Below are 19,392 nucleotides of genomic sequence, written 5' to 3'. Positions count from 1 at the left end.
CACAAAGCCCCGCGAATGCGGGGCTTTATGCTTTGTCTCTACAGGAGCAACCGGCGCTCAGGTGCCGTGTCCGCCCGTGTCGGCGCTCGTAATACGCTGCTCGCCGCCGCCGTTATCGAGCCACGTGCGCAGGCGCGCCGCATCGGCAAACCGCGAGTACTTGCCGGCCGAATCGAGCAACACCATGATGATGGGCCGGCCCTGGATCGTCGCCTGCATGACGAGGCATTCACCCGCCTCATTGATGAAGCCGGTTTTCTGCAGACCGATCTCCCAGTTCGACTTCGCGCTACGCACGAGCGCGTTCGTACTGTTATAAGCAATCTCGCGCCTGCCCGTATCGACGGTGTAGCTGCGGTCGGTCGAGAACTTCCGAATGAGCGGATACTGATACGCGGCATCGACCATCTTCACGAGATCGCGCGCCGTCGAGACATTGCGGCTCGTCAGACCCGTCGGATTCTCGAAGTGGGTATCGGCCATGCCGAGCGCCTTGGCCTTTGCATTCATCGCGGCGATAAACGCCGGACGTCCGCCCGGGAAATAGCGCGAGAGCGCCGCGGCTGCCCGGTTTTCCGATGCCATCAGCGCAATGTGCAGCATATCTTCACGCGAAAGCACCGAGCCGACGGAAAGACGCGAGCCCGTGTGTTTTTCGAGATCGCGATCTTCGTCGGTCACTTCGAGCAGATCCGTCAGCGGCAGGTTGGCATCGAGCACCACCATGGCCGTCATCAGCTTCGTGATCGAGGCGATCGGTACGACGGAATGCGAATTCTTGTCGAAAAGCGCTTCTGACGTGTTTTGATCGATGACATAAGCGACATTCGAACGCAACGCGAGGCCCTCGGGGCCTTCCTGCAGCCCGAACGGCTGACCGGCCACGGGCGAGCGCGGCTCGAACGCAATCCTGTGCATTGCGCCATGACGGCCACGCGTGCGCAGCGTGTACGACACGCGCTTTTTACGCGAGCGCTCGTCGGGCGCTGCGGCCGCCTTCTCCGTTCGGACGGATTGCTTGACGGCTTTTTTCGATGAATGTGTTTTGGTGGCTGCGGGCTTGGACGAAGCCGCATCGGTCGAACCCGACGCTGCGAGCGCGTCGATAGGAGCCGCGAAAATGGCGGCGGCAAGGAGGGTTGCGGTGACCGAGACGACTCTCGTAAGCGCCACGCCGTGCCTCACTTTGAGCGACGAAAACAGTGCGGTTTTCATTGGTGTTCTTGATACGGAGGTGGCGAGAGACGAAGCGTTGACGGCAAGTGTAGTAAAGCTACTAAAAATTAGCAATCAGAAGCACTTATCGTCGGTCTTTGAAGCAATTTGTAGCTAGCTGCACGGCCAACGGCATCGATGCTTGTATATTGCGACAAGTCGGCGCCGACCAGTAGGGCCATACCCACATATCGGCGCGCCTCATGCAAACTTAAGCGAATGGTCGGGAAAACACCGGCATTCGAGCGACGAAACGTGTATGGGACCGAAGTGGCAGGCAAAAGGTTCGCACCCTTTCTCCGCACGGCTTTGCGCCGCACACACCGCTGCTGACCGTCGAGAAGATCACATAACGCGCGCGAGGAGCGGTGCGTTGACACCCTTTTTGTGAATTTTGCCATGCCGCCGTCATGGCAACGCGCCATGCGGGCGCGCCGCAGCAATCCCCGTACCCGGGCGCTGCACGTGGCCGACCCTCGCCCGCGCTAAGCCGTTGTTTCGGTGCGAAATCCTTTACATTGTGCATTGCACCAAATTGCACTTGACATTTGAGCGCGCAAGCCTAAAATAGGCTCTGATGTTGCGACGCACAATACGCGTTGAGCATACGACGCGACACATTCCGAAGCCGTGCCATTAACCTACGCGATCCGCGAGAGACGGGTCGTTTTTCAGGAGCATTAAACATGACTCTGTTGACCCCCGAGCAATTCGCCGCAGCACAGAAAGCCAATTTCGAAGCCCTTTTCGGCTTGACGAACAAGGCGTTCGAAGGTGTGGAGAAACTGGTCGAACTGAACCTGCAGGTCGTGAAGTCGACGCTCGCGGAAAGCCAGGAAAACGCGCAACGCGCCCTGTCGGTGAAGGACGCGCAAGAACTGCTCGCGCTGCAAGCCTCGCTGGCGCAGCCGGTGGCCGAGAAGGTGCTGTCGTATGGCCGCCACCTGTATGAAATCGCCTCGGCCACGCAAGCTGAGTTCGCCCGCGTGGCGGAAGCCCAGTACGAAGAGCAGAACCGCAAGGTGCAGGCGCTCGTCGACAACGTCGCCAAGAACGCGCCGGCTGGTTCCGAAACGGCTGTTGCGGTCATGAAGTCGGCCATCACGGCCGCCAACACGACCTACGAAACGGTCCACAAGGCAACGAAGCAAGCCGTCGAAATCGCCGAGAGCAACTTCAACGCCGCCGCCACGGCTGCGACGAAGGCCGCTCAGCAAGCCGCCTCGCAAGCTTCGCGTGCCGCCGCTACGAAGAAGACGGCTGCCTAAGCTTTCTCACCCGTAGCAGCAGTAACGAAACGGCGCGCTCCCGAAAGGAGCGCGCCGTTTTTGTTTTCAGCGCCCGGCTCACATGCCAGCGGACATCGAGCGTTCGGCCCCCTCGGGTGCCGAACGCTTTCGTCCATTACTTCTTCTTTTGCGGCGGCAAGTCGGTGCAGACACCCTCGTAGAGCTCGGCGGCCATCCCGATCGATTCGCCAAGCGTCGGGTGCGGATGAATCGTCCGCCCGATATCGGTCGCATCGGCGCCCATCTCGATCGCAAGGCAAACCTCACTGATGAGGTCGCCCGCGTTGAGGCCGACGATACCCCCGCCGATCACGCGATGCGTCGCCTCGTCGAAGATCAGCTTCGTGAAGCCCTCGTCGCGGCCGTTCGCAATGGCGCGCCCCGAAGCGGCCCAGGGGAACACGGCCTTGCCGTATTTGATGCCCTCGGCCTTGCACTGGTCTTCGGTCTTGCCCGCCCAAGCCACTTCCGGATCGGTATAAGCCACCGACGGAATCTGGATCGCGTCGAAGTATGCCTTCTCGCCGTGCGCGGCCTCGGCCGCAACGTGTCCCTCATGCACGGCCTTGTGCGCAAGCATGGGCTGCCCGACGATGTCGCCGATCGCAAAGATGTGCGGCACGTTCGTACGCATCTGCTTGTCGACGTCGATGAAGCCTCGGTCGGTGACGGCAATACCGGCTTTCTCGGCACCGATCTTCTTGCCGTTGGGACTGCGGCCGACCGCCACGAGCACGAGATCGTAACGCTGCGGTTCGGCCGGCGCCTTCTCCCCTTCGAACTTCACGTAGATGCCGTCGGGCTTGGCCTCGGCAGCCGTCGTCTTCGTCTTCAGCATCATGTTGGCGAAGTGCTTGCCGCTGTACTTCTCCCAGACTTTCACGAGATCGCGGTCGGCGCCCATCATGAGGCCATCGAGCATTTCGACGACATCGATCTTCGCGCCGAGCGTGGCATAGACCGTCGCCATTTCCAGACCGATGATGCCGCCACCGATGACAAGCATGCGCTGGGGAATCTGGCGCAGCTCGAGCGCGCCGGTCGAGTCCACGACACGCGGATCCTCGGGCATGAATGGCAGCATCACCGCCTGCGAGCCCGCCGCGATGATGGCCTGCTTGAACTTGACGACCTTCTTGCCGCCCTCGGTCTGCACTTCCATATGATGCGGATCGGCAAACGTGCCGACGCCGGTGACGACCTCGACCTTACGCGCCTTCGCCATGCCGGCCAGGCCCGTGGTCAATTTCTTGACGACACCCGATTTGAATCCGCGCAGCTTGTCGAGGTCGATCTGCGGCGCACCGAACGTGATCCCGTGCGCCGCGAGCGCGGCCACCTCGTCGGTGATGAGCGCCGTATGCAGCAGCGCCTTCGACGGAATGCAACCGACGTTCAGGCAGACGCCGCCGAGCGTCGAATAGCGCTCGACGAGCACCGTCTTCATGCCGAGATCGGCGCTGCGGAACGCGGCGGAATAGCCGCCAGGGCCCGCGCCGAGCACGAGCATATCGCACTCGATGTCGGCACCGCCGCCATAGCTGGCGGCCTGCGGTGCAGCCGCGGAGGCCGCTTTCGCGGGTGCAGGTGCGGGTGCGGCTGCGGGTGCCGATGCAGCCGCCGGCGCACCGGCCGCCGCGGCCGGCTTCGCGGCCGCCCCCTCTTGCGCTTCGACGAGCGCGATGACCGTGCCTTGCGAAACCTTATCGCCCGCCTTGATCCGCACTTCCTTGACGGTGCCGGCCGTATCGCTCGGCACTTCCATCGACGCCTTGTCCGACTCCAGCGTCAATAGCGATTGCTCCTTTTCGATGACATCGCCCGGCTTGATGTTGACCTCGATGACATCGACGTCCTTGAAGTCGCCGATATCCGGCACTTTTACTTCGACGAGACTCATTCACGTCCCCTTCTTGTTAGCGTCGACAGTCACAGAATCACGCGCCGGAAATCGGCGAGCAGCGCGCAAAGATAGGCGTTGAAGCGCGCCGCTTCGGCGCCGTCGATGACGCGATGGTCATACGACAGCGAAACAGGCAGCGTCAGGCGCGGCACGAATTGCTTGCCGTCCCATACGGGCTTCATCGCACCGCGCGACAGGCCGAGAATGGCCACCTCGGGGGCGTTGATGATCGGCGTGAAGTGCGTGCCGCCGATGCCGCCCAGCGACGAGATCGAGAAGCACCCGCCTTGCATCTGGTCCGGCTTGAGTTTGCCTTCACGCGCAAGCTTGGAAAGCTCCGCCATTTCCTTGGCGATCTCGATCAAGCCCTTCTTGTCGGCGTCGCGAATGACAGGAACGACGAGGCCGTTCGGCGTGTCCGCGGCAAAGCCGACGTGGTAGTACTGCTTGAAGACCAGGTTGTCGCCGTCGAGGCTCGCATTGAACGTCGGGAACTTCCTCAGCGCCGAAACGACGGCCTTGATGACGAACGCGAGCATCGTGATCTTGACGCCGGCCTTTTCGTTTTCCTTGTTCAGCGTGACGCGCAGCGCCTCGAGCTCGGTGATGTCGGCTTCGTCGTTGTTCGTGACGTGCGGGATCATCACCCAGTTGCGATGCAGGTTCGCGCCCGAGATCTTCTTGATGCGCGAAAGCGGCTTCGCCTCGATCGGGCCGAACTTCGTGAAGTCGATCTTCGGCCACGGCAACAAGCCGAGTTCGCCGCCGCCCGCGGCAGGTGCCGCGGCGCCCGCGGGGGCGCGCTGCCCTGTCATGACGCCCTTCACGAAAGCCGTGACGTCGTCCTGCGTAATGCGCCCTTTCGGTCCGCTGCCGCGCACCTGCGCCACATCCACGCCGAGTTCGCGCGCGAACTTGCGCACCGACGGGGATGCATGACTCGGCTGGCGCGAACCGCCCTCGCCGGCCGGGATCGACGGCGCCTGCGCGAGTGCCGACGGGTGCGCCGGCACGCTTTGCGGGCCCGCGGGACGCGGCGAATCGAGCGGCTCGACGTTCTTTGGCTCAGGCGCGGCCGGCTGCGCGGCCGGTGCCGCCGCAGCGGCGCCGCTCTCCGATTCGAGCATGAGGATCACAACGCCCTCGGATACCGTATCGCCGACTTTGACGTTGATCGCCTTCACCACGCCGGCGGCCGGGCTCGGCACATCCATCGTCGCCTTGTCCGACTCGAGCGTGATGAGAGACTGCTCCTTCTCGACGCGGTCCCCCACCTTGACGGCGATCTCGATGACCGGCACGTCTTTGTAATCGCCGATATCGGGAACCTTGACTTCCTGCTGGCCGCCTGCCGCCGCGGGCGCGGCAGCTCGAGCAGGCGCGGCCGGTGCCGCGGCAGGCGCCGCTGCACCGTTGCCCTGGGCGGGTTTGGCGGCGGCCGGAGCGCCCCCGCCTTCGAGCACGACGATCAACGTGCCTTCGGACACGGGATCGCCTTGTTTCACCTTGATCTCCTTCACCGTGCCCGCCGCGGGGCTCGGCACGTCCATCGTCGCCTTATCCGATTCGAGCGTGATGAGAGACTGCTCCTTCTCGACGGCATCGCCCGGCTTCACCAGGATATCGATGACGGGGATGTCCTTGAAATCGCCGATGTCCGGCACCTTGACTTCGATCGCTTCACTCATTTGTTGGTGTCTCCAGGGCTCGCGAGCCTGCCCGCCGCATTGGCGCGGCAGGCGGGCTTGGGGCGCTCGCGAAGGCAATGCCTTAAACGGTCATCGGGTTGGGTTTGTTCGGGTCGAGCTGGTACTTGGCAAGCGCGTCGGCTACGACCTTGCGCTCGATCGTACCTTCATCCGCAAGCGCGTTGAGCGCCGCGACGGTGACCCAGTAGCGATCGACTTCGAAGAAGTGACGGAGCTTTTCGCGCGTATCCGAGCGGCCGAAGCCGTCCGTGCCGAGCACGACATAGCGCTGCGGCACGTAGGCGCGGATCTGTTCGGCCAGCGCCCGCACGTAATCGGTCGACGCAACGACGGGGCCCGGTGCGTCCTTGAGCAGCGTCTCGACGTGCGAAAGCTTGCGCGGCTCGTTCGGATGCAGCAGGTTCCAGCGCGACGCGGCCTGTCCCTCGCGGGCCAGCTCGGTGAAGCTCGGCGCACTCCAGAGATCGGCCGCGACGCCCCAGTCGTTCTTGAGCAGATCGGCAGCGGCGATGACTTCATTGAGGATCGTGCCCGCGCCCATCAGTTGCACGCGCGGTGCCTTGGCCGGCGCGTCGCTCTTTTTCAACGAGTACAGGCCCTTGATGATGTCTTCCGCTACGTGCTCGCCCTGCGGCAGGGCCGGGTGCTCGTAGTTCTCGTTCATCACCGTGATGTAGTAGAAGACGTCTTCCTGTTCCTGCATCATGCGGCGCAGACCGTCTTGCATGATCACGGCGAGTTCGTAACCGAACGTCGGATCGTAGGTCACGCAATTGGGCACCGACGATGCCCACAACAGCGAATGGCCGTCTTCGTGCTGGAGGCCTTCGCCGTTCAGCGTCGTGCGGCCGGCGGTGCCGCCGAGCAGGAAGCCGCGCGAGCGCATGTCGCCCGCGGCCCAGACGAGGTCGCCGATGCGCTGCAGGCCGAACATCGAATAGAAGATGTAGAACGGCACCATGATCTCGCCGTGCGTCGAGTACGACGTCGCGGCCGCGATCCAGTCGCACATCCCGCCGGCTTCGTTGATGCCTTCCTGCAGAATCTGGCCCGTCTCCGATTCCTTGTAGAACATGAGCTGGTCGGAGTCTTCGGGCACGTACTTCTGCCCGTCCTGATTCCAGATGCCGATCTGGCGGAACAGACCCTCCATGCCGAAGGTGCGCGACTCATCCGGCACGATCGGCACGATGCGCTTGCCGAGCGCCTTGTCCTTCAAGAGGATGTTGAGAATCCGCACGAACGCCATCGTCGTCGAAATCTCGCGCCCTTCACCCGTGCCCTTGAGCAGCGGCTCGAATACCGACAGCTCCGGCACCGGCAGCGGTTGCGCTTTCTCGCGGCGCGTCGGCAGATAACCGCCGAGCTCCTGCCGTCGCGCACGCATGTATTCGAGTTCCTTCGAGCCTTCCTCGAACGTGAGGTACGGGACATTGCCGATCTCTTCGTCCGAGATCGGCAGGCGGAACTGGTCGCGGAACCCCTTGAGCTGCTCCACCTGCATTTTCTTTTGCTGGTGGGTGATGTTCATGGCCTGGCCGGCTTCGCCCATGCCATAGCCCTTGATCGTCTTCGCGAGGATGACCGTCGGCTGGCCCTTCGTGTTCGAGGCCGCGTGGAACGCCGCGTAAATCTTGTGCGGGTCGTGTCCGCCGCGATTGAGGTTCCAGATGTCCTCGTCCGACCAATCCGCGACGAGCGCCTTCAACTCGGGCGTATTGAAGAAGTGCTCGCGCACGAACGCGCCCGATTCAGACTTGTACGTCTGATATTCGCCGTCGACGACTTCCATCATGCGGCGCATCAGCGCGCCCGTCCTGTCGCGTGCGAACAGCGCATCCCAGCGGCTGCCCCAGACGACCTTGATGACATTCCAGCCGGCGCCGCGGAACTCGGATTCGAGCTCTTGAATGATCTTGCCGTTGCCGCGTACCGGACCGTCGAGACGCTGCAGGTTGCAGTTGATGACGAAGACCAGATTCTCGAGCCGCTCCCGGCCGGCCATGCCGATGGCGCCCAGCGATTCCGGCTCGTCCGTCTCGCCGTCGCCCAGGAACGCCCAGACCTTGCGGCCATCCGTATTGGCAACGCCGCGCGCGTGCAGATACTTCATGAAGCGCGCCTGATAGATCGCCATGATCGGACCGAGGCCCATCGACACCGTCGGGAATTGCCAGAAGTCGGGCATCAGCCACGGGTGCGGATACGAGGAAATGCCCTCGCCGCCCACTTCCTGACGGAAGTTATCGAGCTGTTTCTCCGTGAGACGGCCGAGCAGGAATGCGCGCGAGTAGATACCGGGCGATGAGTGGCCCTGTACGAAGACGAGGTCGCCGCCGTGCTTGTCCGACGGTGCGTGCCAAAAATGATTGAAGCCCACATCGTAAAGCGTCGCGGCCGAGGCGAACGAGGCGATATGGCCCCCGACGTTCGTGTCCTTGCCGGCGCGCAGCACCATGGCAATGGCGTTCCAGCGCGTGTACGAGCGGATGCGATGTTCGATATCCTGGTCGCCCGGGATTTTCGCCTGGCTGGCAACGGGAATCGTGTTGATGTAGGGGGTGTTCGCCGAAAACGGCAGATGTTCGCCATGCACGCGCGCGAATTCGATCTGCTTTTCGATGAGGTAGTGCGCGCGGTCAGGGCCGACGGCGGAGATCACGCCCTCGAGCGCTTCGAGCCATTCGCCTGTTTCCTGGGGATCGTCGTCTTTATCGGCGGCGACATACTTCATGACTTCGTCGGGCACAGCGGACATTCTCGTCTCCTGGATAGGGAATGCTCTTTGGACATACGCAGGCCGGGTACGGCCGCGGCAATTGTCGGCGATTGTAAAGAGGCTGGCCCCTCATGCGCAATCAATTTTTCAAATTACGAGATCATTTCTCATAATGCGGAATATTGTTGCGACGCACCGGGAATCTGCCCAAGACGGGACCCAAAGCGGCCAATCGTCCGAATCGCCTCGGGTTTCTCCCTGTTTTACGCCAATTGGCGAGGCGGCGCTGCGCTACAATTCGAGCCATGTTGACCGATCGGCTTTTCGCACGCTCGGCGCGGCCGTCCGGTGCCCGGGCGGACTCGACGCCGTCCCGCTGGCACCACGGACCGTGGTGGTCGAATTCCTATTTGCTGACGCCGCTCCTGTCGATCCTGGTGTTCCTCGTCGTCATGAGCCTCATCCTGTGGAGTCTGAACCGCAGGGAACAGCAGCAGCAAGAAGATACGTTGTACCGCAATGTCGCCTGGGCGCAGCAGCAAATCCGGCTCTCGATGACCGGAGCCCAGGAACAGCTGCAGGCGCTCGCGCGCGATCTCGCGGCCGGACACGCGGACCAGCACTCGTTCCAGATGTCGATGACCGACATCGTGCAAGCGCATCCCGAAATTCTCTACGTCAACTGGTATACGAGCCAGAAGCAGCCCCGCTGGCCCGACACGCCGTTGCCGCTCGCCGGCCAGCGTTTCGCGCGGCTCACCGACGCGCAGATGGATGTCGCCGTCACGGCCGGATTCGGAGAAGCGCGCGCCACGCGGCGCCAGATCTACTCGCCGCTCATCTACGATGACCTCGGCAACGGCTACCTGACGCTGCAAACGCCGATCTACCGCGACCGTGAATTCCTGGGCGCCATTGCCGCCGTCTTTTCGATCGAAGGCGTGCTCAAGCACGATATCCCGCCCGAGCTCTCGGCGAAGTACAAGATCTCGCTGCTCGATGCGAACAACCGCGAGCTCGCGACCACGTCGACGCGTCCGCGCCTGCCGCGCGATCTGTTCTACGACCTGCCGCTCGATCCGCCGGGCCAGGGGCTGACGGTCCGGGTCTACGCGTTCCCGCAGCTGACGAACTTCACCAACAACACGCTCGTATGGCTCGTGGCCGGCTTGTCGTGCTTCGTGCTCTGGAGTTTGTGGAGTCTTTGGAAGCATACGCGCCAGCGTTTCGAGGCGCAGCAGGCACTGTATGCCGAGGCGTTCTTTCGCCGGGCGATGGAAAACTCCGTGTTGATCGGCATGCGCGTGCTCGACATGCACGGACGCATTACTCACGTGAACCCGGCGTTTTGCCGGATGACGGGCTGGGACGAAAGCGACCTCGTCGGCAAAACGGCGCCCTTCCCCTATTGGCCGCGCGACGCCTACCCTGAAATGCAGCGCCAGCTCGACATGACGCTGCGCGGCAAGGCGCCGTCCTCGGGTTTCGAATTGCGGGTGCGCCGCAAGGACGGCTCGATCTTTCACGCACGCCTTTATGTCTCGCCGCTCATCGACAGTTCCGGCCGGCAAACGGGCTGGATGTCTTCGATGACCGACATCACGGAGCCCAAGCGCGCAAGAGAGGAACTCGCCGCAGCGCACGAGCGGTTCACCACGGTACTCGAGAGCCTCGACGCGGCCGTCTCGGTGCTCGCGGCCGACGAAGCCGAGCTGCTTTTCGCGAACCGCTATTACCGGCACCTGTTCGGCATCCGGCCCGACGGCCATCTCGAGCTCGCGGGCGGCGGCTTCGACAGCACCCAAGCGTCTTCCGATTCGATCGACATGATCGATACCTATGCGGGATTGCCGGCCGCCGCGCTCACCGAGAGCACGGCCGACGCGCAGGAAGTCTACGTGCAGAGCATTCAGAAGTGGTTCGAGGTCCGGCGCCAGTACATTCAGTGGGTCGACGGCCATCTCGCGCAGATGCAAATCGCGACCGACATCACGACGCGCAAGCAGGCGCAGGAACTCGCGCGCCAGCAGGAAGAAAAGCTTCACTTCACGAGCCGGCTCATGACGATGGGCGAAATGGCCTCGTCGCTCGCGCACGAGCTCAACCAGCCGCTCGCGGCGATCAACAACTACTGCTCGGGCACGGTCGCGCTCGTCAAAGCGGGCCGTACGCAGTCCGATACGCTGTTGCCCGTGCTCGAAAAAACGGCTCAGCAAGCGGTGCGCGCAGGCATGATCATCAAGCGTATTCGCGAGTTCGTGAAACGCAGCGAGCCCAAGCGGCAGGCGGCGCGCGTGTCGGATATCGTCGCCGATGCGGTCGGCCTGGCCGAGATCGAAGCGCGCAAGCGCCGCATCCGGATCCTGACCGAGATTCGCTCGCGTCTACCTGTCATCTATGTCGACCCGGTGCTCATCGAGCAAGTGCTCGTCAACCTGCTCAAGAACGCCGCGGAGGCCATGTACGAGGCCCATCCGAACGCCACCGACGCCGTGATCCGCGTCATCGTCAAGCTCGATGCCGGTTTCGCCTGCATCAGCGTCGTCGATCAGGGACCGGGTGTGGACGAAGCCGCCATCGAACGGCTGTTCGAACCGTTTTACAGCACCAAATCGGATGGCATGGGCATGGGGCTCAATATATGCCGTTCGATTATCGAATCGCATCGCGGCCGCCTGTGGGTTGTGAACAACGTCGACACCAACGGAAAGATCACAGGCGCGACGTTTCACTGTAGTCTGCCGATCGGCGAACCTGCCGATCCGAACCAAGGCGGGTCCGAGGCACCTCGACCACAAACCGTTACGGGAGAGCTATGAGTAGCCCAGTCACCAGTCAGGAAACCGTCTTTGTCGTCGACGACGACGAGGCCGTGCGCGATTCGTTGCGTTGGCTGCTCGAGGCGAACGGCTATCGGGTGCAGTGCTTCTCGAGCGCTGAACAATTCCTCGAGGCTTATCAGCCCGCACATCAGGCCGGCCAGATCGCCTGCCTGATCCTCGATGTGCGCATGTCGGGCATGAGCGGCCTCGAGTTGCAAGAGCGGCTTATCGCCGAAAACGCCTCGCTGCCGATCATTTTCGTGACAGGTCACGGCGACGTGCCGATGGCCGTCTCGACGATGAAAAAAGGCGCGATGGATTTCATCGAAAAGCCGTTCGACGAGGCGGAACTGCGCAAGCTCGTCGAGCGCATGCTCGACAAGGCCCGCAGCGAGAGCACCAGCGTGCAGCAACAGCGTGCGGCTGCCGAGCGGCTCTCGAAGCTGACGGCCCGCGAACATCAGGTGCTCGAGCGCATCATCGCCGGGCGTCTGAACAAGCAGATCGCCGACGATCTGGGCATCAGCATCAAGACCGTCGAGGCGCATCGCGCCAACATCATGGAAAAGCTCAGCGTCAATACGGTCGCCGATCTGCTGCGGCTCGCATTGTCGAACAAGCCGCAGCAATAACCACTTCCCGGCGGCGGCGCCACCGGGGCGCCCAGCCGGACGGATCAGTCAGTCTTGTGACGGCAGCACCTCGCAGCGGTGCGTTCTCTCGAGCGCACCGCGCATCGATGTCGCTATTGATCTAGTACGCGTCGCTTTTCGGCCCGGCGGTATAATCCCCATTTTGCGCGCCGTTGCATAAGCGCCGCCCCAGCGCGACAAACGCGGCCCTACGGCGCCGCCTCTTCCCTTCGCTTCGAAGTCCGCGCCGCGGCTGCCGCCTCGCGTATCGCATCGTCATTTTTTCAATCTCGACCGACCACCATGACAGCCACACTGATCGACGGCATCGCCCTTTCGAAGACCCTGCGCAGCGACGTCGCCGCACGCGCCGCTGCGTTGACGGCACAAGGTTGCCAGCCGGGTCTTGCGGTCGTGCTCGTCGGCGACAATCCGGCGAGCGAGGTCTACGTCCGCAACAAAGTGAAGGCATGCCGGGACAACGGCATCCACTCCTCGTACGACCGCTATCCGGCCACGCTGAGCGAAGCGGCGCTGCTCGAACGCATCGACGCGCTCAACCGCGATCCGTCGATTCACGGCATCCTGGTTCAACTGCCGCTGCCGCCGCACATCGACAGCCACAAAGTCATCGAAGCGATCGCGCCGGAGAAAGACGTCGACGGTTTTCACATCGCCAATGCCGGTGCGCTGATGACCGGCAAGCCGCTTTTCCGCCCTTGCACACCCTACGGCATCATGAAGATGTTCGAGGCCTCGGGCATCGATCTGCGTGGCGCGAACGCCGTCGTCATCGGCCGCTCGAACATCGTCGGCAAACCCATGGCGTTGCTCCTGCTTGAAGCCGGTGCAACGGTCACCATATGCCATAGCAAGACCCGCGATCTGGCGGCGCATACACGCGGCGCGGACGTGATCGTCGCCGCGACGGGGCGGCGCAACATCGTCACGGCCGATATGGTCAAGCCCGGCGCCGCTGTCATCGATGTCGGCATGAACCGCGACGATGCCGGCAAGCTCTGCGGCGACGTCGACTTCGCCGGGGTCAGCGCGGTGGCCGGGTTCATTACACCGGTGCCCGGCGGCGTCGGGCCGATGACGATCACGATGCTGCTCGTGAATACGATCGAAGCGGCCGAACGCTGCGCCTCGCATCGCGAGCAGTCCCGTTAGGACACGAGTTCTCCAGTACGGTTATCCGGTCCGCTGGACAATGTCCGGATTCGATCAACGACAGACAGGAAGCGCCATGGCCAACAACACGCACGATACGTCCGCCTCCTCCGGCACGCGCTCGCGTGAGGACAATCCGCTGCTCGATTTCTCCGGTTTGCCGCGTTTCGGCGAAATCCGTCCGGAACACGTCACGCCAGCGCTCGACGTGCTGCTTGCCGATGCGCAGGCGGCGATCGACCACGCGCTCGATCCGCATACGCCGGCCACGTGGGCCGATGTGGTGGAGGCCACCGAGCAGGCGACCGAGCCGCTTTCGCGCGCCTGGGGCATCGTCGGTCACTTGAACGCCGTGGCCGATACGCCGGAGCTGCGCGCAGCCTACGGCGAGAACCTGCCGCGCGTGACCGAGTTCTGGTCGAGCGTCGGCCAGAATCTCGAGCTTTTCGAAAAATACAAAGCCATCGCCGCAAGCCAGGGTTTTACGGCACTCAGCCGCGAGCGCAAGAAGATCCTCGAGAATGCGCTGCGCGATTTCCGTTTGTCGGGCGCCGAACTGCCGGAAGATCAAAAGCCGCGCTTCATGGAACTGCAGGAGCGTCAGGCCGCGCTCGCCAAGGCGTTTTCCGATCACGTGCTCGATGCCACGAATGCGTACGCGTATATCGCGAAGACCGACGCCGAGCTCGCCGGGATGCCCGACGACGTCGTCCAGGCGGCCCGCCACGCGGCCGAGAGCGCGGGTGTCGAGGGCTGGAAGTTTACGCTGCACTTTCCTTCGTATTTTCCGGTCATGCAGTACGCCACACATCGCCCGATGCGCGAAGCGATGTATCGCGCCTACGTGACGCGCGCCTCGGAGCTCGGCGGTACTTACGGGGCAGGCAAAGCCGAGTGGGACAACACGGCGATCGTCGCCGAACTCTTGAAGCTGCGGCGCGAGGAAGCGCGCATGCTCGGCTACCGCAACTTCGCCGAAGTCTCGCTCGTACCCAAGATGGCCGATTCGCCGGAACAGGTGGTGGCGTTCCTCGACGATCTCGCCAACCGCGCGCGGCCCTACGCTGAAAAGGATTGGCAGGAACTGCGCGAGTTCGCCGCCGCTGAGCTGGGCTTGACGCAGCTCGAGCCGTGGGACATCGCTTTCGCCGGTGAACGGCTGCGTGAGAAGCGCTATGCGTTCTCCGAGAACGAAGTCAAGCAGTACTTCCCGGAGCCGGCCGTGCTGGGCGGGCTGTTCAAGGTCGCCGAGGCGCTCTTTGGCGTACGGATCCGCGCCGATGAAGCGGCGCGCTGGCATCCGGACGTACGCTTTTTCCGCGTGGAGAACAGCGACGGTTCGCTCGTCGCTCAGTTCTATCTCGATTTGTATGCGCGCGAAGGCAAGCGCGGCGGCGCGTGGATGGACGATGCGCGCTCGCGCCATCGCAAGAGCGAGGCCGAGGGCGGCCTGCAAACGCCCGTCGCCTATCTGACCTGCAACTTCTCGGCACCGGTCGGCGGCAAGCCGGCCTGCTTTACGCACGACGAGGTGATTACGCTATTTCATGAGTTCGGGCACGGTCTGCACCACATGCTGACGCGCGTGGACGAGCTCGCGGTGTCGGGTATCAACGGCGTCGAATGGGATGCGGTCGAGCTGCCATCGCAGTTCATGGAGAACTTCTGCTGGGAATGGGACGTCCTGGCCGATATGTCTTCCCATGTGGATACGGGCGCGAAGCTGCCGCGCGCGCTCTTCGACAAGATGTTCGCCGCCAAGAACTTCCAGAGCGGGCTCGCGACGATGCGGCAGATCGTCTTCTCGATGTTCGATATGCGTCTGCATATCGACTTCGATGCTGAAGGCGCCGGAAGCGCCAACGAGCTCGCGCGCGAGATCAACGAGCGTTACCACGTGATCCCGCAGGCGTCTTTCTCGCGTTGGCCGAATACGTTCAGTCACGTCTTCGCCGGCGGCTATGCTGCCGGGTATTACAGCTACAAGTGGGCGGAAGTCCTCTCGGCCGACGCGTACGCGGCATTCGAGGACGCAGCGAAGCTGGCGGATGGCAGCGTGCTCGATGCACGCACGGGCGAGCGGTATCGCCAGGAGATCCTCGAGGTCGGTGGCAGCCGGCCCGCGATGGAATCGTTCAAGGCATTTCGCGGGCGCGCACCGACGATCGACGCACTGTTGCGCCACAACGGCATGGCCGGGGCACCCGCGCAGTAGGCGCGGGGAGCACTCACGGAGCACTCCGGGAGCGGCACGGCCGGCACGCCGCGCCTGTGCCGCTCACGGTGCGCACCCGGTTTGTTTAGCGATAGAGCCTGAAATCGACTTCGCGCGGACGGCCGTCGATCGCGAGCGATGCCCGCGCCGCGGGAGAACGTGCGATCACTTTTCCCCGCCTGATGACGGCGAGCCGCGCGGCACGCAGACGAATCGCTTCTACGGAATCGCGCGCGTCGAGCACGACGCAATCGGCACGACAGCCCGGCGCGATACCGTAACCATCGAGCCCGATGATACGAGCTGCATTGACCGTGACCGCATCGAACGCGGCTCGCATCGCGGCTTGGCCTGTCATCTGGGCCACATGCAGCCCCATATGCGCGACTTCGAGCATATCGCCCGAGCCCAGGCTGTACCACGGGTCCATCACGCAATCGTGGCCCAACGCCACCGGAATGCCGGCCGCCAGCATCTCCGGTACGCGCGTCATGCCGCGCCGCTTCGGATAGGTATCCGAGCGCCCTTGCAACGTAATGTTGATGAGTGGATTGGCAATCGCCGCCACACCGGATTCGCGCATCAGCGGCAGCAGCTTGCTGACATAGTAGTTGTCCATCGAATGCATCGAAGTCAGATGCGAGCCGGTCACACGTCCGCCAAGCCCGAGCCGATGCGCTTGCGCGCAGAGCGTTTCGATATGGCGCGACAGCGGATCGTCCGATTCGTCGCAATGCATATCGACGGGCAGGCCCTTGTCCGCCGCGAATTCGCACAGCATGCGAATCGACTCCGCGCCGTCCGTCATCGTCCGTTCAAAATGCGGGATGCCGCCCACCACGTCGACGCCCATCGCAATCGCACGCTGGAGGTTGTCGAAGGCGCCCGGACTGCGCAGCAGGCCATCCTGCGGGAAAGCGACGAGCTGGAGATCCAGATACGGCGCGACGCGGCGCTTCACTTCGAGCAGCGCCTCAACCGCGAGCAGCCGCGGATCGCAAACATCCACGTGAGAGCGGATCGCCAGCAAGCCGCGTGCAACAGCCCAATCGCAATACTGCAGCGCACGCTCGATGATCGCCTCGTGCGTGAGCTCGGGCTTGAGCTCGCCCCATAGCGCGATGCCTTCGAGCAAGGTCCCCGATTCGTTCACGCGGGGCAGCCCATATGAGAGCGCGGCATCGAGGTGAAAATGCGCATCGACGAACGGCGGGCTCACGAGCGCACCGGCTGCATCGATCTCCTCCTGGGCCGATGCGCCGAGATCCGGTTCGACCGCCTGGATGCGTTCGCCGACGATGCCGATGTCGACGGGCCGATCACGCCCCGCGACATGCGAGGGCAAGGTAGCGCGGCGAATGATGAGGTCCATCGGCGAGTCCTCGGGTAATGAGTGAATGAGGTAGAAGCAGGCACTGCGCACCGCGCGCTGCGGCACGCCGACGAACGGCGTGCCATCGATTCTAACCCTCGCCCGCGGGCTCGCCTTCTTGCGTCGCCCCATCCTCGAAAAGCGGAAACTGGCCGTTCATGCGGCTTTCGTCTTCCTCCAGACGCACACCCACGCCGAGCAGCCGCACCGGGCGGTCTCGTCGCGCCAAGCCTTTTTCGAGCAGCACGAGCAGCGTGGGCAGGTGCGTCGCATCGGCGACGCACTCGACAGTCGTCCGTTGAAAGTCCGCGAACCGGATCTTGACGAACATCTTGCGAATCGCGGCCGCGGCACCCACGCGTTCGATGCGCACGTCGAGTTGTTCCGCCAGACGACGCAGTTCCCGCGCACATTCGTCGAGCGTGCGCAGATCGGTTACGTACGTCGTCTCGACGCTGACCGATTTCCTTTCCTGATCCGCCTGCACGGTCCGATGATCGATGCCGCGCGAGAGTTCGTAAAGGCGTTTGCCGAAGACGCCGAACCGGCGGTGAAGGTCGACCAGCGGCCATGCTCGCAAATCGTTGCAAGTCACGATGCCCAGCTTTTCGAGCTTGGCGGCGGTCACCTTCCCCACCCCGAAAATCTTGCGCACGGGCAACGCGGCGACGAAGGCGTCGACTTCATGCGGACGCACGACGAACAAGCCGTCGGGCTTGTTCCAATCCGATGCGATCTTGGCGACGAACTTGTTCGGTGCCACACCGGCCGAAACGGTCACGCCCACGGTCGCTCGCACGCGCTCGCGGATCTGCTCGGCCATCAACGTGGCGCTTCCCTTGCAATGGGGGGAATGGGTGACATCGAGGTAGGCTTCGTCGAGCGAGAGCGGCTCGACATCGGCCGTGTATTCACGGTAGATCGCCATGATCTGGCGCGAGGCGATGCGGTATTTTTCCATCGCGGGCGGCAGGATCAGCAAGTCGGGGCACTTGCGCACGGCGAGCGCGGACGACATCGCCGAATGGATGCCGAACCGCCGCGCTTCGTAGTTGCAGGTGGCAACGACGCCTCGGTGCTCGGGCCGGCCGCCCACTGCGAGCGGGCGCCCACGCAAGGTGGGATCGTCGCGCATTTCGACCGACGCGTAGAAACAGTCGCAATCGCAATGGATGATTTTGCGGGCGAACGGAGCCGGCACACCGGACGGTGCGCTCGGCGCATCGGAAAAGGAAGGATCGCGCGGGCTCAAAGTGGCACTACTGTACAAAACCACAGTAGGCAATTCAAGCACCGCGCACGCCGGTGATGCGGCGCTACGTCACCGCGGCGAGGAATGCGGCTTTCGGGAGGCGTTCAAGCGGGCTCGCGAGCCACCCTACCCGCCACCTGAAAGAACGCTACTGCCTGGCTCAGCTGCCCCCCCTGCTCGTCGAGCGATTGCGAGGCGGCGGCGGCCTCTTCGACGAGTGCCGCGTTTTGCTGCGTCACCTCGTCCATCTGCGTGATCGCCACGCCGATTTGCTCGATGCCGCGGCTTTGTTCGTTCGAGGCGGCAGCGATCTCACCCATGATGTCGGTGACACGTGCGATCGCCTGCGTGACGTCGGCCATCGTTCGACCCGCGTCGCCGGCAAGCGCCGAGCCGTCCTGGATCGTTTGTACCGAAGCCGTAATCAGGTCCTTGATTTCCTTGGCCGCGCTCGACGAGCGTTGCGCGAGCGAACGCACCTCGCTTGCGACGACGGCGAACCCGCGCCCCTGCTCGCCGGCCCGCGCTGCTTCGACCGCCGCATTCAGCGCGAGGATGTTGGTCTGGAACGCAATGCCTTCGATGATCCCGGTGATGTCGGCGATTTTCGTCGAACGTTCGCTGATCTGCGACATTGTCTCCACCACGCGGCCCACGACGTCGCTTCCCTTATGCGCCACCTCGGATGCATTGGTGGCAAGCGAGCTGGCCTGCTGCGCGTTTTGCGCATTCAGTTGCACCGTCGAGGTCAGTTCTTCCATGCTCGATGCCGTCTGCTGCAACGATGACGCTTGCTGCTCCGTGCGCGAAGAGAGGTCGAGGTTGCCCGAGGCGATCTGCGAAGTGGCGGTGGCGATCGTCTCGCTGCCCGCGCGGACTTTGCCCACCACCTCTTTGAGGCTTTCGCACATTTGCGAGAGTGCCGCAAGCAGATTGCCGGTTTCATCCGAGCTCACCGCGTTCACGCGTCTCGTCAAATCTCCGCTCGCCACGTTGTGTGCGAATGCGACCGCCTCGCCCAGTGGCCTTGTGATCGAACGGGCCACCACGGAGGCCAGTGCGAGCACGCCCATCAGCACGAGACCTGCGCT

Annotated in this window: 12 protein-coding genes; 5 read left to right on the top strand and 7 right to left on the bottom strand. The window is 63.4% G+C overall.

Features of this window, described 5'->3' with window-relative positions; genetic code table 11:
* Nucleotides 1-57: 57 nt before the first annotated feature.
* A complete protein-coding gene (gene pbpG / locus VGL01_RS15380) occupies nt 58-1,215 on the bottom strand; it encodes a D-alanyl-D-alanine endopeptidase (protein ID WP_331570755.1) in 1,158 nt (385 codons plus the stop codon).
* A 686-nt stretch (nt 1,216-1,901) separates the two neighbouring features.
* Here pbpG and VGL01_RS15375 point away from each other — a divergent pair.
* Nucleotides 1,902-2,483: a phasin family protein gene (locus tag VGL01_RS15375; protein WP_173255417.1), complete on the top strand. Its 582-nt coding sequence runs from the start codon at nt 1,902-1,904 to the stop codon at nt 2,481-2,483.
* A 136-nt stretch (nt 2,484-2,619) separates the two neighbouring features.
* Here the strand turns inward: VGL01_RS15375 and lpdA are convergent, their stop codons facing one another.
* The 3 genes from lpdA to aceE all read right to left on the bottom strand — a co-directional run bounded on the left by lpdA (nt 2,620) and on the right by aceE (nt 8,874).
* Entirely contained in the window at nt 2,620-4,404 is a 1,785-nt protein-coding gene (gene lpdA / locus VGL01_RS15370) for a dihydrolipoyl dehydrogenase (RefSeq protein WP_331570753.1), read from the bottom strand.
* A gap of 29 nt (nt 4,405-4,433) precedes the next feature.
* Nucleotides 4,434-6,095: a dihydrolipoyllysine-residue acetyltransferase gene (gene aceF, locus VGL01_RS15365; RefSeq protein ID WP_331570751.1), complete on the bottom strand. Its 1,662-nt coding sequence runs from the start codon at nt 6,093-6,095 to the stop codon at nt 4,434-4,436.
* Between the two features lie 82 nt (nt 6,096-6,177).
* Nucleotides 6,178-8,874 (bottom strand): pyruvate dehydrogenase (acetyl-transferring), homodimeric type, encoded by a 2,697-nt coding sequence (aceE, locus tag VGL01_RS15360; RefSeq protein WP_331570749.1) that lies wholly within the window; start codon nt 8,872-8,874, stop codon nt 6,178-6,180.
* A gap of 266 nt (nt 8,875-9,140) precedes the next feature.
* On the opposite strand from aceE, the gene fixL reads away from it, so the two are divergent.
* The 4 genes from fixL to VGL01_RS15340 all read left to right on the top strand — a co-directional run bounded on the left by fixL (nt 9,141) and on the right by VGL01_RS15340 (nt 15,677).
* The gene (fixL, locus tag VGL01_RS15355) at nt 9,141-11,654 is read left to right on the top strand and encodes an oxygen sensor histidine kinase FixL (protein ID WP_331570747.1); all 2,514 of its coding nucleotides are present in this window, start codon (nt 9,141-9,143) and stop codon (nt 11,652-11,654) included.
* The gene (gene fixJ / locus VGL01_RS15350) at nt 11,651-12,289 is read left to right on the top strand and encodes an oxygen response regulator transcription factor FixJ (RefSeq protein WP_331570745.1); all 639 of its coding nucleotides are present in this window, start codon (nt 11,651-11,653) and stop codon (nt 12,287-12,289) included. The genes fixL and fixJ overlap by 4 nt, the downstream gene beginning before the upstream one ends.
* 303 nt (nt 12,290-12,592) lie before the next feature.
* On the top strand, nt 12,593-13,462 hold the full coding sequence (gene folD / locus VGL01_RS15345) for a bifunctional methylenetetrahydrofolate dehydrogenase/methenyltetrahydrofolate cyclohydrolase FolD (RefSeq protein WP_331570743.1): 870 nt from the start codon (nt 12,593-12,595) through the stop codon (nt 13,460-13,462).
* Between the two features lie 76 nt (nt 13,463-13,538).
* On the top strand, nt 13,539-15,677 hold the full coding sequence (locus VGL01_RS15340) for a M3 family metallopeptidase (protein WP_331570741.1): 2,139 nt from the start codon (nt 13,539-13,541) through the stop codon (nt 15,675-15,677).
* An 85-nt stretch (nt 15,678-15,762) separates the two neighbouring features.
* Here the strand turns inward: VGL01_RS15340 and VGL01_RS15335 are convergent, their stop codons facing one another.
* The 3 genes from VGL01_RS15335 to VGL01_RS15325 form a co-directional block, all read right to left on the bottom strand.
* Entirely contained in the window at nt 15,763-17,049 is a 1,287-nt protein-coding gene (locus VGL01_RS15335) for an amidohydrolase family protein (protein ID WP_331570739.1), read from the bottom strand.
* Between the two features lie 91 nt (nt 17,050-17,140).
* On the bottom strand, nt 17,141-18,325 hold the full coding sequence (gene dinB, locus VGL01_RS15330; protein ID WP_414720275.1) for a DNA polymerase IV: 1,185 nt from the start codon (nt 18,323-18,325) through the stop codon (nt 17,141-17,143).
* Nucleotides 18,326-18,405: 80 nt separating this feature from the next.
* On the bottom strand, nt 18,406-19,392 hold a 987-nt coding region (locus VGL01_RS15325; protein WP_331570737.1), incomplete at its 5' end, for a methyl-accepting chemotaxis protein.

The organism is Trinickia sp. (assembly GCF_036503415.1).
GTDB lineage: Bacteria > Pseudomonadota > Gammaproteobacteria > Burkholderiales > Burkholderiaceae > Trinickia.
This window is presented reverse-complemented; position numbering and strand designations above follow the sequence as displayed.